At 72.1% G+C, this 14,501-nt stretch carries 14 protein-coding genes; 4 read left to right on the top strand and 10 right to left on the bottom strand.

The window, feature by feature from the left end; translation table 11 throughout:
- Positions 1 to 207: 207 nt before the first annotated feature.
- The 4 genes from ABEA10_RS26610 to ABEA10_RS26595 all read right to left on the bottom strand — a co-directional run bounded on the left by ABEA10_RS26610 (position 208) and on the right by ABEA10_RS26595 (position 3,675).
- Positions 208 to 411 (bottom strand): DUF3040 domain-containing protein, encoded by a 204-nt coding sequence (locus ABEA10_RS26610; protein WP_345468637.1) that lies wholly within the window; start codon positions 409 to 411, stop codon positions 208 to 210.
- A gap of 113 nt (positions 412 to 524) precedes the next feature.
- On the bottom strand, positions 525 to 1,394 hold the full coding sequence (locus ABEA10_RS26605) for a carbohydrate ABC transporter permease (RefSeq protein WP_345468635.1): 870 nt from the start codon (positions 1,392 to 1,394) through the stop codon (positions 525 to 527).
- A gap of 8 nt (positions 1,395 to 1,402) precedes the next feature.
- A complete protein-coding gene (locus ABEA10_RS26600) occupies positions 1,403 to 2,326 on the bottom strand; it encodes a carbohydrate ABC transporter permease (protein ID WP_345468634.1) in 924 nt (307 codons plus the stop codon).
- Entirely contained in the window at positions 2,326 to 3,675 is a 1,350-nt protein-coding gene (locus ABEA10_RS26595) for an extracellular solute-binding protein (RefSeq protein ID WP_345468632.1), read from the bottom strand. Before ABEA10_RS26595 ends, ABEA10_RS26600 begins: the two co-directional genes overlap by 1 nt.
- A gap of 133 nt (positions 3,676 to 3,808) precedes the next feature.
- Here ABEA10_RS26595 and ABEA10_RS26590 point away from each other — a divergent pair, with 133 nt between their 5' ends.
- The gene (locus ABEA10_RS26590; protein WP_345468631.1) at positions 3,809 to 4,735 is read left to right on the top strand and encodes a zinc-ribbon domain containing protein; all 927 of its coding nucleotides are present in this window, start codon (positions 3,809 to 3,811) and stop codon (positions 4,733 to 4,735) included.
- A 26-nt stretch (positions 4,736 to 4,761) separates the two neighbouring features.
- On the opposite strand, the gene ABEA10_RS26585 is transcribed toward ABEA10_RS26590, so the two are convergent.
- Together ABEA10_RS26585 and ABEA10_RS26580 are read right to left on the bottom strand one after the other, a co-directional pair.
- Positions 4,762 to 6,189, bottom strand: coding sequence for an extracellular solute-binding protein (locus ABEA10_RS26585; RefSeq protein ID WP_345468630.1), 1,428 nt, complete (start codon positions 6,187 to 6,189; stop codon positions 4,762 to 4,764).
- A gap of 139 nt (positions 6,190 to 6,328) precedes the next feature.
- Positions 6,329 to 7,879, bottom strand: coding sequence for a glycoside hydrolase family 10-like protein (locus tag ABEA10_RS26580; RefSeq protein ID WP_345468629.1), 1,551 nt, complete (start codon positions 7,877 to 7,879; stop codon positions 6,329 to 6,331).
- Between the two features lie 124 nt (positions 7,880 to 8,003).
- Between ABEA10_RS26580 and ABEA10_RS26575 the strand changes: the two genes are divergently transcribed.
- From ABEA10_RS26575 to ABEA10_RS26565, 3 genes are read left to right on the top strand one after another with little or no spacing between them, the layout of a single operon-like run.
- Positions 8,004 to 9,083, top strand: coding sequence for a site-2 protease family protein (locus ABEA10_RS26575; protein WP_345468628.1), 1,080 nt, complete (start codon positions 8,004 to 8,006; stop codon positions 9,081 to 9,083).
- A gap of 41 nt (positions 9,084 to 9,124) precedes the next feature.
- Positions 9,125 to 11,140, top strand: a complete 2,016-nt coding sequence (locus tag ABEA10_RS26570) for an intein-containing Rv2578c family radical SAM protein (protein ID WP_345468627.1) — start codon at positions 9,125 to 9,127, stop codon at positions 11,138 to 11,140.
- A gap of 19 nt (positions 11,141 to 11,159) precedes the next feature.
- Positions 11,160 to 11,807 (top strand): spermine/spermidine synthase domain-containing protein, encoded by a 648-nt coding sequence (locus ABEA10_RS26565; protein ID WP_345468625.1) that lies wholly within the window; start codon positions 11,160 to 11,162, stop codon positions 11,805 to 11,807.
- On the opposite strand, the gene ABEA10_RS26560 is transcribed toward ABEA10_RS26565, so the two are convergent.
- The 4 genes from ABEA10_RS26560 to ABEA10_RS26545 form a co-directional block, all read right to left on the bottom strand.
- On the bottom strand, positions 11,780 to 12,712 hold the full coding sequence (locus ABEA10_RS26560; protein WP_345468624.1) for an SRPBCC family protein: 933 nt from the start codon (positions 12,710 to 12,712) through the stop codon (positions 11,780 to 11,782). The genes ABEA10_RS26565 and ABEA10_RS26560 overlap by 28 nt on opposite strands.
- Positions 12,709 to 13,071 carry an ArsR/SmtB family transcription factor gene (locus ABEA10_RS26555; RefSeq protein ID WP_345468623.1) on the bottom strand — a complete coding sequence of 121 codons (363 nt, stop codon included), beginning with the start codon at positions 13,069 to 13,071 and terminating at the stop codon, positions 12,709 to 12,711. Before ABEA10_RS26555 ends, ABEA10_RS26560 begins: the two co-directional genes overlap by 4 nt.
- A 57-nt stretch (positions 13,072 to 13,128) precedes the next feature.
- Positions 13,129 to 13,890, bottom strand: coding sequence for an alpha/beta fold hydrolase (locus ABEA10_RS26550; protein ID WP_345468622.1), 762 nt, complete (start codon positions 13,888 to 13,890; stop codon positions 13,129 to 13,131).
- Positions 13,891 to 14,076: 186 nt separating this feature from the next.
- Positions 14,077 to 14,499: a nucleoside deaminase gene (locus ABEA10_RS26545; protein WP_345468620.1), complete on the bottom strand. Its 423-nt coding sequence runs from the start codon at positions 14,497 to 14,499 to the stop codon at positions 14,077 to 14,079.
- Between the last annotated feature and the right edge of the window lie 2 nt (positions 14,500 to 14,501).

Below are 14,501 nucleotides of genomic sequence, written 5' to 3'. Positions count from 1 at the left end.
GACCCCCGGGGTGGCGGGTCCGCATGCTCACCGCCTTCGGCGGCTTCGCCGGGGCCCGCGGTGTCTTTCCGGGGGACGACCCCCGGACCCCCGAGGTGGCGGGTCCGCATGCTCACCGCCTTCGGCGGTCTCGTCGGCAGGGGGCGACGCCGGCCTATGAGATCGCCCCCGCCGGGCCTGGGGTCCGGCGGGGGCGGTTCGCGTCTGTCAGGTGGGCAGCGTCACGAACGCCGCTCCGACCAGCGAGGCGACCACGAGCACCGCGATCACGACCGCCGCGATGGCGCGGATGCGCCGGCGCCTGCGCAGGCGCCCGAAGTTCGCCAGGCGATTCGCCAGCGCGGGGTCTTCCTGGCCGAGTTGAGATGCGATCTCTGTGAGGATCCGCTCCTCCTCCATCGAGAGCGCCATGCCGCACCTCCAGGGGGTCTTACATTTCCTCGAATCATCCCCCCTTTACCTCCGGGGGGAAACCTTGAGGAAGGAGTCCGATTACCCGTCGTTCTCCTTTCGCATGAACGGCTTCATCCCTTGACACCGCCGGACAGGGCGAAGGCGTTCCCCAGCACCCGCTGGACCAGCGTGTAGAGCACGACGACGGGCAGGGAGTACAGGATCGAGAACGCGGCGAGCAGCCCGTAGGAGGCCGTGCCGTGCAGGCCGAAGTACTGGTAGATGGCCACCGAGGCGGGCTGTTTGGCCGGGTCGACGAGCAGGATGAACGGCACGAAGAAGTTCCCCCACGTCAGCGCGAACGTGAAGGTGAACACCACGGTCGTGCCCGGCAGCATGAGCGGCAGCACGATCCGCAGCAGGGCGCGGAACCCCGACGCTCCGTCGACCCAGGCCGCCTCCTCCAGCGCGATCGGCACCTCGTCCATGAAGTTCTTCATCATCCAGATCGCCATCGGCAGCCCGGTCGCGGTGAGGAACAAGGTGGTGGCCGGGATGGAGTCGAGCAGTTCGAGCTGGACGAACAGCCCGTACACCGGCACGAGGATCGCGGTGATGGGCAGGCCGGTGGCGAACAGCAGGCCGAGCAGGATCGGCCGGCCGAACCGCCGGCTGTAGCGCGAGAGCGGGTAGGCGGCCGGTGCGGCGAGCACGAGGGTCAGCACGGCCGCGCCGAGCGAGAGCACCAGGCTGTTGGCGAGCGCGTGCAGGTTGTCGCCGGTCAGGACGTCGGCGAAGTTCCGCAGCGTCAGCTGGTGCGGCACGTCGGCCTTCAGCGACGCCTGGTCCGAGACCGAGGCCAGCAACAGCCACCCGAACGGCAGCAGGAACGCGATCGCCACCACCGCGAGCACCAGGTACGCCACCGCGGCGGCCGCGCCGCGGCGCGGCCCGGTCGTCGACAGGCGCGGGGACCGGGAGGTGCGCGGGGTCGCGCTCACGGCCGTTGTCATACTTCCTCCCGCATCATCCGCAGGTAGACGACCGAGAACACGCCGCCGACGGCGAGCAGCACGATCGCCAGCGCGGCGCCGTAGCCGAGCTGGTAGAACTTGAACGCGCTCTGGTACATGTAGATCGGCAGGGTCTGGGTCTTGGTGCCGGGCCCGCCGCCGGTCATCACGAAGATCAGGGTGAACACCGCCAGCGTCTGCAGCGTGATCGTCATCAGGTTGGTCATGACCGCGCGGCGCATCAGCGGCAGGGTGATGTGCCGCAGCCGCCGGTAGGACGAGGCGCCGTCCACCGCGGCGGCCTCCAGCAGGTCCTCGGGCACGTTCGACAGGGCGGCGGAGTAGACGAGCATGGAGAAGGCGGTGCCGCGCCAGACGTTGGCGATGATCACCGACACCAGCGGCATGGCGTACAGCCAGCTCTTTCCGTGCAGGCCCACGGCGTGCAGGATGGCGTTGAAGGTGCCGTCGTCGGCCAGGAACGCGTACCAGACGAACCCGGCGACCAGCTCGGGCATCACCCACGCGCCGACCACGATCGCGCCGACGACGGCGCGGGCGATCCGGTGCCGCGACTTCATCAGCAGCGCCAGCGCCATGCCGCCGACGTTCTGCCCGATGACGGCCGAGCCGAGCACGAACACCACGGTCAGCCACAGCGACTGGCCGAACGCCGGGTCGGAGAACATCCGCCGGTAGTTGCGCAGGCCGACCAGATGCGGGGTGCTGGCGGTGGCGCCGGTGAGGGCGACGTCGGTGAAGGAGGCGTAGACGCACCACAGGATCGGGCCGAGGAAGAACAGCGCGATGAGCGCGAACGCGGGAACCAACGGCAGGACCCGGCCGGCGGCCCGCCGCCCGCGCGCGGGCGAGCGGCGGGCGGCGGGCCGGGTGGACTCGGGCAGGTCCACCGCGACCATCAGGAGGTCCCTTCGACCTTGTCCGGCCCGGCGAGCTGTTTGATCTGTCCGGCCAGGTCGGCCACGGCCTTTTCGGGTGCGGCCTGACCGGTGACGACGGCCTCGGTGGCGGCCTGGAGCTGGTTGGAGATCTGGGGGTAGACGCTGTACGCGGGGCGGTACTGGGTGTACTGCACCAGGCTGGTCCAGAACTTCTGGGTCGGGTTGCCCTTGAGGTACTCCGGGTCGGCGGTCACGTCGTTACGGACCGAGACCTGCGTCCCCTTGATGTAGAAGAACAGGGAGTTCTCCTTGTTCATGGCGAGCTGGACCAGCTTCCACGCCGCGTCGGGGTTCTTGGTGTTGGCGCCGACCGACAGCAGCCAGCCGCCGGAGAGGCTGACCTTGCCGGGTGCCTGGCCGTTCTGGGTGGGCATGGGGGCGGTGCCGAGCGTCTTGGACCAGTCGGGCCAGGCGGACGCGCCGCCGGGGATCCAGGCCTGGGGCAGCCAGGAGCCGTCCAGGTCGATGGCCAGCTTGCCCTGGGACAGCTCCTGGCCGCTGACGTTGTCGCTCCAGTGCGGGTCCAGTGCCTGTTGCGGGGTCGGGCCGAGCTTTTCGGAGTAGACCGTCTTGAGGAAGTTCATCGCGTCGTTCATGCCGCGGCTGGGGGCGACCCACTTCTTGGTCTGGTCGTCGTACAGCTTGTCGCCGGTGCCGTACAGCAGCATCTCGAAGCCCTGCATGGAGGCGGCCTCGCCGACGCCCTTGCCGGCGTAGACGTTGAGCGGGATGACGCCGGGGACCTTCGCCTTGATCTGGCGTGCGGCGGTGAGGAGATCGTTCCAGGACTTGGGCTGCCAGTCGGCGGGCAGGCCGGCCTTGGCGAAGATCTTCTTGTTGTACCAGAGGCCGCGGGTGTCGGTGCCCATCGGGACGCCGTAGGTGTGACCGTCGCCGGCCTTGCCCGCGGCCTTGGCCGCGCTGACGAACTGGTTCCAGTCCGGCCAGGAGGCGAGCTTGTCGTCGAGCGGCATGAGGAACCGGGCCTGGGCGTCGGAGTTGACGAAGAAGGTGTCCTCGTAGGCGACGTCGGGCGCGGTGGCCTTGGAGCGCCGCATGAGGCCGAGCTTGGTGTAGTAGGAGTTCTCGTCGGCCTCGATCGGGATGAGCTTGAGCTTGACGCCGGGGTTCTGCTGCTCGAAGACCGGCTTGATCTTCTTGAAGAGTTCGTCGGCGCCGATGAAGTTGCCGAACTTCTGGTACGCGACCTTGATCGTCTTGCCGTCGGAGGATCCGCTGTCGCCGCAGGCGCTCAATCCCGCCGCGACCGTCACCACCGTCATCACGAGAGCCCATCGCCGCCGCATGCGCAGCACCTCCGCGAATTGCCATTGTGTTGTGGCAAATGTGGAAGGACGAGGCGAACGGCGTCAAGAGCTGACGGAAGAGGTGACAGATACCTTACTCCGCCGGTACATCGGCGTCGCGGTTGGTCACGGATTGCGTCCCGCCGCCGTCGGCGGGACGCTGTGCCGTACGGGCGAGCAGCCCGGCGACGCCACCGACGACGACCGCGTCCGCGGGCGACGCCCGCTCCAGGCCCGGCGGCCACGCTCGGACCCGGAAGAATCCCGGCCGGTTCCCCCGGCCGGTGCCGATCGCTGGAAAGGCCGCGACGTGACGCCGAAACCGAGGAAGCCCGGCACCGGCCGGCCGGGCGAGGCGGCCGGTGGACGCGACGGCGGCGTGCGGTGGGAGGACCATCCGCTCTACGGGCCGATCCCCTACCACCCGCAGGCCGGCTACGACCTGACGTTCCGGCCGGTCCTGCCTCCCGGGGCGGTGCGCGGCGACCCCGCACGGCAGCGGGGATTCTGCCCGCACTGCCGGCCGCCCCGGTACTTCTACGCGAGTCAGGAACTGCGCTGCCGCCGATGCGGCACGGCGTTCGCCTGGCCCGCAGAGCAGCAGCGGCACTGGTACGAGGTGCTGCGCCTGTCCGTGGCGGGCAGGCCGCCCGCGCTGTGCCCCCGATGCCGGCGAGAACGCCGGGCCGCCCGGGAGCTCGGGCAGCGGCTCGCCCGTGCGGCGGACGACGTCCGCGACAACCCCGACGACGTCGGCGCGCTGCTGGAACTCGCCGCCGCGACGGCCGAGCACCGAGAGAAGGCGGGCTCGGGTGACCTGGCCCGGGGAATCGCCGCGGCGCGCAAGGCCGCACGGCTCGACCCGGGCGCGGTCACCGCGCACTTTTGGGAGGCGGTCTGCCACGACGCCGCCGGCCGCCCCGAGCGGGCGGCGGACTGTTACGAACGCTTCGCCCGCCTGGCCGGCACCCGCCGGACCCGCAGCCTGCGCGGTCCGCTCGAGCGGGCCCGGTCGCGCCTCGCCGAGCTGCGCGCGGCGGGCCCGGCCGAGGATCGGTGACGCCCGGGCCGGGCCGCCGGGGCGGGTCAGGCGTGGACGATCGGGCGGCCGGTGATGGCGCTGATCCGGTCGGCGGTGAGCGTGACCGCGGCGGCCGGGCTCCAGCGGCGGGTGAGGACGCCTTCGAGCATCGTCTGCAGCTGCGCCGACACCAGGGCGTAGGTCGGCGCGGAGGGCCGTACGACGGCGTGCTCGAGCAGCGCCGCGGTCTCGGCGTGGAACGGTGAGACCGGGGCCAGGGCGTCCAGGACGCTGCGGCGGGGCGGGAGCTGCCCGGTCTCGGCGCACACCTGCGCCAGCCACTTGGGCGCGGTCGCGGCGCGCAGCAGCCGCATCGCCAGTTCCGGGTGGCGGGCCTGGCGGGGGATGCAGTAGACCATGCCGCCGCACAGGATCCCCGGCGGGCCGTGCGGCCCGGCCGGCAGGGGCGCGAACCCGAACCGCCCGGCGACCTCGGCCAGCGGCGTCCCGGTCTCGGCGGCCAGCATCTCGGCCTGGTAGCTCGCCCCGATGATCATGCGGGCGCGGCCGGCGGCGAGCAGTTGCACGGCCCGGTCCATGCCGTAGGTGACGACCTCGGTGGGCAGCGCGCCGTCGTCGGCGAGCCGGCGCAGGAACCGCAGCGTCGCGACCGTCGCGGGGCCGTCCAGCGTCACCGCCTCGGGCGTGAACACGGTCGCGCCGTTGGCCACCAGCAGCGCCACCAGCGCGTACGTGGTGGTCTCCCCCGCCGCGGCACCGCCCGGCATGACCAGGGCGTGCTCGCCGCGGGGCGCGTCGGCGGCCAGGGCGCGGGCCAGGGCGCGCAGGTCACGCCAGGTCTGCGGCGGCGCCGCGTCGCCGAGGGCCGCGCGGTCGTACCACAGGCCGGCCACGTCGGCCGGTGCGTGCACCGCGACCAGGCCCTGCCCTTCGAACCGGTAGGCGTCGACGAAGGGCGGCAGGAAGTCGGCGTCGTGGTCGGCCGCCCAGTCCGGGTCCAGTTCGGCGATGGGGGTGAGCATGTGCGACTCGGCGAACTCGGCGACCCAGACCGAGTCGACGATGGCGAAGTCGGGGCCGCGGCCCTCGGCGATCGCGCGGCGGAACATCGCCCGTGTCTCCCACAGCGGCGCCGTGGTGAACTCCAGCCGCAGGTCGTTGCCTGCCGCCTCTCTTAACTGCCCCTCCCAGCCGCCGTGGGAGGCCATCACCGAGATCTTCGGCGCGGCGTGCAGGCGGGCCATCCAGCCGGGGTGGACGAAGGTGCCGCGGCGGCGGTGCCGGACCACGACGCCCTCGGCGGCCAGCTCCGACAGCGCCCGCGCCACGGGTGTGCGGGACAGGCCGTAGGCGGCGCACAGCTCGTGTTCGGTGGGCAGCCGCCCGTCCGTGCCGTAGTGACCGGCCTCGATGTCGGCGAGCAGCCGACGCTTGAGCCGGTAGTACGCCGGAAGGGGTGACGCGAACTCCATGGCTGTCCTTCATCGGCGCGGGTGGCGGTTTTGCCATCAGTGTGCAGCAAATCAGCCGCCGAGATCCACAGTGTTACGGCGCGCCGCCCTCACTGCGGGCCGAGCGCCCCCGCCGGGCGGGGGCGCGGATCGCCGGGGTTCAGTCGCGTGCCGCGGTCGCCTGGACGCCGCGCGTCGTCGCCGACTCGTGGCGGCGGCCGTCCAGGGCGGTGACGTAGTAGGTGTAGGTGCGGCCCGGTTCGGCGGTCTTGTCGGACGTCGCGTGCACGTCGCCGTCGACGACCTTCAGCAGGAACTTCCGGTCCGGTGCGATGCACGCCGGGCTCTTGGCCGGGACGCGGTAGACCGCGTACGCGGCGGCGCCGGCGCCCTTCCAGGTCAGCCGGCCGTTCTTGGCCGTCAGGCCGGCCGGGGCCGCGGGGGGCCTGCCGGGGCCGGCGACCGGGGCCAGCGCCGGGTGGGAGTAGTGGTCGCGCAGCAGCCGGGTGGCGAAGCCGCGGCGGTCCTGGGCCAGGTCGTGCGCGCTGAAGAACGCCTCGCCGCCGACCTGCGGGTAGCCGGCGTCGATCGCGACGTGGCGGGACAGCTCGCCGGGGTCCTTCCACGCGCCGGGCTGGCCGACCTGGTAGGCGGCCTGGCCGATGATGAGCTGAACGTGGGTGCCGGCGACCTGTTTGGCCCACCATGCGACGAGTGTGCGGTAGTCGGCGGCCTTGAACCCGACCGGCCAGTACAGCTGCGGGGCGATGTAGTCGACCCAGCCCTTGCGCACCCACGTGCGGCTGTCGGCGTAGATGTCGTCGTAGCTCTGCAGCGCCGCGGTGGCCGACCCGGCCTTGTCACGGGACTTGTTGCGCCACACCCCGAACGGGCTGATGCCGAACTGCACCCACCCTTTCGCCTGGTGGATGCGCGTGTGCAGCTCCTGGACGAGGGTGTCGACGTTGTGCCGCCGCCAGTCGCCGAGGTTCTTGTAGCCGGCGCCGTACTTCTTGAACGTCGCGGCGTCGGGGAAGGCCTTGCCCGCGATCGGGTAGGGGTAGAAGTAGTCGTCCAGGTGCACTCCGTCGACGTCGTAGTGCTGGACCACGTCGAGGACGACCCGGACGGCCAGGTCGCGGACCTGCGGCAGCCCCGGGTCGAACCACAGCGCGCCGCCGTAGCGGTGCACCCAGTCCGGGTGCAGCCGCGCCTGGCTGTTGGCCGCGAGTTTCTTGGGGTCGGCCTGCGTGGCGGCGCGGTAGGGGTTGAACCAGGCGTGCAGTTGCAGGCCGCGTTCGTGCGCCTCGGTGATGAGGAACCGCAGCGGGTCATAGCCGGGGTTCGCGCCCGGGCGGCCGGTGAGGAACCGCGACCACGGCTCGTAGTGGGAGGCGTAGAACGCGTCGGCGGCCGGGCGCACCTGGACGTAGACGGTGTTGAAGTGGAGTTTCTTGGCCACGTCCAGCAGGTGGCGGTATTCGGCCTGCTGTTTGGCGACCGGCAGCCCCGGCCGGCTGGGCCAGTCGCCGTTGTTGACGGTCGCGATCCACATCGCGCGGGTCTGGCGCGCGCCGGCGCGCTGGGCGGTGGTCTGGCCGCATTCGGCCGCCGGCGCGCCCGCCGCCGAGGCGTGCGGCTCGTCGTCGCCGCCGCCGCATCCCGCACCGCCCGCCGTGATGAGCAGCGCGGCGCCCGCCGCCGCGCTCAAGCGCCGGAATCTCCGCCTGCCGTGCCGCCCCCGTGACCCGCCCATGGGATGGCATTCTGCCGGAGAGTACGGGCCCGCATCCGGGTATCGGTTCACCAAGGGCACTCTCATGAGGCGGCGGCGGATGAACGACACCTTCCGGCTGGGCCGGATCGTCGGCGTGCGCGTCGGCGTCAACTGGACCGTCCTCGTCGTCTTCGCTGTCCTGGCGTACGGATTGGCCGCCGACCGCCTGCCCCAGTCCTACAAGGGCCTGCACCCGGTCGTGTACGTCCTCGGCGGCCTGTTCACCGCCGCCGCATTCATGGCCTCACTGCTGGCCCACGAACTGGCGCACGCCGTCGTGGCGCGCCGCAACGGGCTGACCGTCGACGGCATCACCCTGTGGCTGCTGGGCGGGGTGGCCCGGTTCGAGGGCGAACCGGACAGCCCGGGGGCGGAGCTGCGGATCGCGGGGGCCGGGCCGCTGGTGAGTCTACTGCTGGGCGTGGTGCTGGCCGGCGCGTCCGCGGTCCTGCTGCTGGCGGGCGCGAACGGCATGGTCACCGGGTGCCTGGCCTGGCTGGCGGCGATCAACGTCGTGCTGGCCCTGTTCAACGTCCTCCCGGCGGCGCCGCTGGACGGCGGACGGCTCGTGCACGCCTTGTTGTGGCGGCTGTCCGGCGACCGGACGAAGGCGACGCTGCGCGCCGCCCAGACCGGCCGCGGGTTCGGCTGGGCCGCGATGATCGCCGGGTTCTACGTGTCGCTGTGGACCCTCAGCGGGCTGTGGCTCATCGTGATCGGCTGGTTCCTGATCGCCGCGGCCGGGATGGAGGCGGGCCAGGCCCGCGTGATCGCCCGCCTGGAGGGCATCACGATCGGCCGGATCATGACGCCGGACCCCTTCACGGTGCCCGGCTCGATGACGGCGGCGGAGTTCTTGCGGGAGATGCTGCCCCGCCACCGCCACACCGCCTACCCGCTGGTGGACGAGGGCGTCGTCCGCGGCATCGTGACCGCCGAGCGGATCGGGGAGCAGGACCCGGGCGCGCCGGTCGGCGCGGTCGTGGAGGAGGCCGGGCGCGCGGGCGCGCACACCTCGCTGGCCGAGCTGCTGCCCCGCCTGGCCCGCGAGCGCCTGCTGGTCTTCGACGGCGACCGGCTCGTCGGCATCGTCACCCCGCGCGACCTGACCCGCGCCCTGGAGCGTCTTCCCTCCTGACCCCGGACACGATCTTCGAACTGGTGTTCTAGCATGTGGGGATGCGCTGGGACGCTCTGTCACTCGACGGCCAGGAGCCGGGCCTGTTCGGGCCGCCGGTCACGGTCGACACGCCCGAGTTCCGCGGGATCACCTTCCACGAGATCCGCGCCAAGTCGATCATCAACAAGGTGCCCGGCGCCTCACGGGTGCCGTTCACCTGGACGATCAATCCTTACCGCGGATGCAGTCATGCATGCAGATACTGCCTATACGGCGAAACACCGATTCTCCTGGCAGACGGGCGCACCAAGCCGATTCGGGGCATACGCGTCGGTGATGCCATTTACGGCACGGAAGTGAAGGGTTCTCAGCGTCGCTACGTCGTGACGGAGGTGCTGGCGCACTGGAAGACGGTCAAGCCGGCTTATCGTATCCGCCTGAAGGACGGCACCGAGCTGATCGCCAGCGGCGATCATCGATTCCTGAGCGACGGCGGATGGAAGTATGTCACCGGCACCGAGCAGGACGCCGACCGACGCCCGCACCTGACAGTCCACGACAGGCTGATGGGGACGGGCGGGTTCGCCGCTCCCCCGAAGAAAGAGGCGGACTACCGGTTCGGCTATCTGTGCGGAATGATCCGCGGAGACGCGAGTCTCGGTTCGGCCCCGACCGATCAGGAGGCCCTGCACCGCACGCGGTGCTTCCTGGAGGACTTCGGTGTTCCCACCGATGAGTTCCTCTTCCAAGATGCCGCCGTCAGGCGCCTTACCGCCTGGCCCCGCATCATGACGGACGAATGGCGCAAGGGTTTCCTCGCCGGCATCTTCGACGCCCCGGGTGACTGCTCAGACGGGATCGCGCGTATCACGAACGGCGACGCCGAACACATCCAAGCGATCATCAGCAGCCTCGAACACTTCGAATTCGACCATGTCATCGAGGCCGTCGAGAGGCCGAACCTGCGGCCGCTGCGCGTCGTCCGGCTGCGGGGCGGGCTCGCCGAACGACTGAGGTTCTTCCACCTGACCGATCCCGCGATCACCCGTAAGCGCGACATCGCAGGCGTCGCACTTAAGAGCAGCGCCGAGCTGGGCGTCGCGTCGGTCGAGGCGATCGGCGTGGACGTGCCGATGTACGACATCACGACGGGGACGGGCGACTTCATCGCGAACGGCGTCGTCTCCCACAACTGCTTCGCCCGCGGCACCCACAAGTACCTGGACTTCGACACCGGTCACGACTTCGACTCCCAGATCGTGGTGAAGGTCAACGCGCCCGAGCTCGTGCGCCGGGAGCTGGCCGCGCCCCGGTGGGCCGGCGAGCACATCGCGATGGGCACCAACGTCGACTGCTACCAGCGGGCCGAGGGCCGCTACCGGCTGATGCCCGGCATCATCGAGGCGCTGCGCGATCACGCCAACCCCTTCTCCATCCTCACCAAGGGTTCGCTGATCCTGCGCGACCTGCCGCTGCTGGAGGAGGCCGCCGAGCGCACCGAGGTGGGCGCGGCCGTGTCGGTCGGCTTCGTCGACAAGGAGCTGTGGCGGCTGATCGAGCCGGGTACGCCGAGCCCGCTCAAGCGGCTGGAGGTGTGCGCCACGCTGGTGGAGCACGGCATCGGCTGTAGCGTGCTGATGGGCCCGATCGTGCCGTACCTGACCGACACGCCCCGGCAGCTGGAGGCGGCGGTCCGGCGCATCGCCGAGGCCGGCGCGTCGTCGGTGTCGGCGATCGTGCTGCACCTGCGGCCGGGCGCCCGCGAGTGGTTCATGCGCTGGCTGCGCGAGTGCCGTCCCGAGCTGGTCGCCCCCTACGAGCGGCTGTACGGGCGCGGCGCGTACGCGCCCAAGGACTACCAGCGGCGCATCTCCGCCAAGGTCGCCGAACTGGCCGAAAAGCACGGCATCACCGGCCGCCGCAACCCCCGCCGCCTGCCGGCCCCGCCGGCCGCACCCCGGCCGGTCGCCGAACTGGCCGAAAAGCACGGCATCACCGGCCGCCGCAACCCCCGCCGCCTGCCGGCCCCGCCGGCCGCACCCCGGCCGGTCGCCGAGCAGCTGCCGCTGCTGTGAGTCGGTAGGGTGAGGCGGCGTGGAGGTCTATGAGCGCCGCGCCGGGGAGAACGGCGAGCTGGTGCTGCGCGGCGACGGCCGGCACTTCGAGATCATCAGCAACGGCGTGTTCCTCATGGACACCCGCGCCGGTGAGTCCGAGCGCCTGCTGGTCCGCGCCCCGCTGGAGCGTCTCGCGCGGCCCGCGGACGTCCTCATCGGCGGGCTGGGCGTCGGTTTCACCCTCGCCGAGGCGCTGCGCTGCCCGTACGCGCGCTCGGTGACCGTGATCGAACGCGAGCCGGCGGTCATCGGCTGGCACGAGAGTCATCTGCGGCCCTTCTCCGGCGGCGCCCTGTCCGATCCGCGCGTGCGCGTCGAACACGCCGACCTGGCGGCGTGGCTGCGCGCGGGCACGGCCGCGTTCGACGTGGTGTGCCTGGACATCGACAACGGCCCCGACTGGACCGTCACCGACGGCAACGCCGCCCTGTACGGGCCGGAGGGCCTGGCGCTGCTGGCCGGGCGCCTGCGGCCCGGCGGCGTGCTGGCGGTCTGGAGCGCCGGTGCCGCGCCGGCGTTCGAGGCGCTGCTGCGGGAGCGGTTCACCGCCGTCACCGCCCGCCCGGTGCCGGTGCCGCGCGGCGAACCCGACGTGGTCTACCTGGCCTCGGCGCGCTCGGCGTAGTGCGCGGCCAGTTCCTCGGTACGGTCCTTCGGCCAGGGGCGGTGGGTGACGCCGCGCAGGTGGTCGGCGAACACCTCCAGCTGGGTGTGCCAGGCGGCCAGCGCGGTGGCGGGCTCACCGGCCAGGCCGGTCTGGGTGAGCACGACCCGGGTGCCGGCCGGGTGACCGCCGGTCAGCTCCCAGCGCACCCGCCCGGCCGGTGCGCCGTCGCGGAGCCAGGTGTATTCCAGCAGCTCTTCCGCGCGGATGGCGGTGAGGGCGCCCGCCGGGACGTAGGCGTTGGTGGCGGGCAGCGGCGGCGGGTCGCCGATGGCCGGAGCCGCCGCCTCCCCGGTCCGCGTCAGCGCCGGCCAGACCTGCCCGGCCGGATGGGGCAGCATCCGCTCGAACCGGATCGTGCCGCTGCCGGCGTGGAAGGTGCCCTCACCCAGGCCGAACGCCGCCACGTAGGCGTCGTGGCGTTCGGCGTAGCGCTCCGGCCGGATGAGCGACCCCTCGACCGGCCCGGCGAGGGTCTTCTCCAGCGCGCCGAGGCAGGTGTCCCAGCCGGTGGCGAAGCTGCCGGCCATGGGGCGGTCGGCGAAGGTGTGGGTGAAGACCAGCCGGGTGCCCGAGCCGTCCGGTGTCAGCTCCATGCGCAGGGCGGCGCCGTTCCAGGTGAGGGCGAAAACCCGGGGTGGGTCCAGCTCGATGACCTCCCCTTCGTCCGGCGCCGCATCCCCGGCGGGGTAGGTGTAGCGGATCCGGCCGCCGGGGCGCAGGTCCATCTCGACGATGGCGGGGAACCAGTGCGCCATCTGTTCCGGGTCGGTGACCGCCCGCCAGACCTTCTCCACCGGGTGCGCGAGGCGGCGTTCGAACCGTAGGACGCTGCGCCCGTCGATGGTGTGCAGGGTCGCGTTCATGAGTCGTCTCCCGTCCGCCGGGACGGGCCCGCCGGCGCGTCGCCCGGCCCGTCGTCCGGCATCGAGTCCAGGTGTCGTTCGAGGGCGTCCAGCGAGCGTTCCCACAGCCGCCGGTACGGCCGCAGCCACGCGTCGATCTCGGCGAGCGGCTCGGGCCGCAGTTCGTACCAGCGGCGCTGCGCCTCGGCGCGGACGCGCACCAGACCGGCCTCGCGCAGCACCCGCAGGTGCTTGGAGGTGCCGGGCTGGGTGAGGCCGAGCGCCTCGGTCAGCTCCGCGACGGGCCGGGGACGCTCCAGCAGCAGATCGAGGATCCGCCGCCGTGTCGGCTCGGCGAGCACATCGAATGGTGCGGTCATGCAGGGAGCATACCCGTACAGCTATATACGCTTCAAGGCATATAGAGACGCCGGCGGTCACCGGCCATCGGCGAGGAAATCCACGATCGCCGCGACGAATTCCGGTGTGGCGGGCGCCGTCCGGTGATCTCCGGGCACCACGGCGCGAGTGCCGTGCGGCAACGCCGCGACCAGCTGGTCGACCGAATCGGCGCGCGTGTCATCGCCGCCCATCGCGACGAGCGTCGGCACCTGGATGCGGCCGAGCGCCTCCTCGGGTGTGGCGACCATCGAGTCCAGCACGTGGAGCAGCGCGACCGGGTCATCGCCGCTCGACCGGAACCACTGCACGGCCCGCTCCTCCGGCGAGCCCGGCTCGAACGTCTCCGTTCCGGCGAAGATCCGCCGCAGGAATGCTCCGGCCCCGCCTCCGAAGCCGAGCACCTGACGCAGACCCTGACCCGCGACCACCGCCCGGCCCGGTGTCGCGCCGCGCGCCAGCATCCCCACCACGATGCGCGCCCCGAGCGAGTATCCCCCGAGGTCGTAGTCGTCCAGTCCCAGGTGCTCAACGAGGGCCAAGCCGTCGTCGGTCAGGACGTCGGAGGGGTAGGCGGAACGGTCCCGGGGCTTCTCGCTCCTGCCGTGCCCGCGGAAATCCGGCATGATCACGCGATGGCCGTGTGCCGCGATCGTCTCGGCCTGCCCGTCGCGCAGCCACATCGTCGCGTCTCCGCTGATGCCGTGCAGCAGGATCAGCGGTCTTCCCTCACCCACCTCCCGGTAGGCGAGGCGCACGCCGTCACGGCCGGAGAAGAAGGATACGGCGGGACTCGGCATGTGCCGGAGCGTATACCCGGCGGATCATCGCGGGAACGGCACAGCGGTCCGGTGGCGCCGGAACACCCGGCCGGGCCGCTCCCCGTCAGTGGTGGCGCCTCGCCGGCGAGACGACCCGATGGGCGCCGACCGCCCGGAATCCGGTGACGGCGGCTGCCGCACGCTCCCGGCCGCGGCGTACGTCGCTCAGTAGTAGCCCTCGACCGGGACGCGGGCCTCCTCGTACAGCGCCGGGCCCTCCTGGGGCACCTCCGGCCATCCGCCGCCCGGTTTGAGACCGGCGAGCTGTTCGTCCGACAGCGCGTACACCACGCGGCCCAGGCCGGAGCGGGCGATCGCTCCGGTGCACATCTGGCACGGCTGGCAGCTGGTGTACATCGTGGTGGCCGCCGCGGTCGCGAGGTCGAGCGCGCGCGCCGCCCAGCGGGCCAGCTTCAGCTCCGGGTGGGCGCTGATGTCGGCGCCGGTGACGGTCGTGTTGCGTTCCTCGGCGAGGATCTGCCCGTCCGGGCCCGCCAGCAGCGATCCGAACGGCGGGTCGCCCGCCGCGCGCGCCTCGGCGGCCAGGGCGATGGCCCGGCGCAACAGGTCGTCCGGGTCGAGGGGCATGG

Source organism: Actinoallomurus oryzae, assembly GCF_039541955.1.
In the GTDB taxonomy this organism is placed as follows: domain Bacteria; phylum Actinomycetota; class Actinomycetes; order Streptosporangiales; family Streptosporangiaceae; genus Actinoallomurus; species Actinoallomurus oryzae.
The sequence above is the reverse complement of the archived record's forward strand: the minus strand, read 5'-3'. Positions and strand labels throughout refer to the sequence as shown.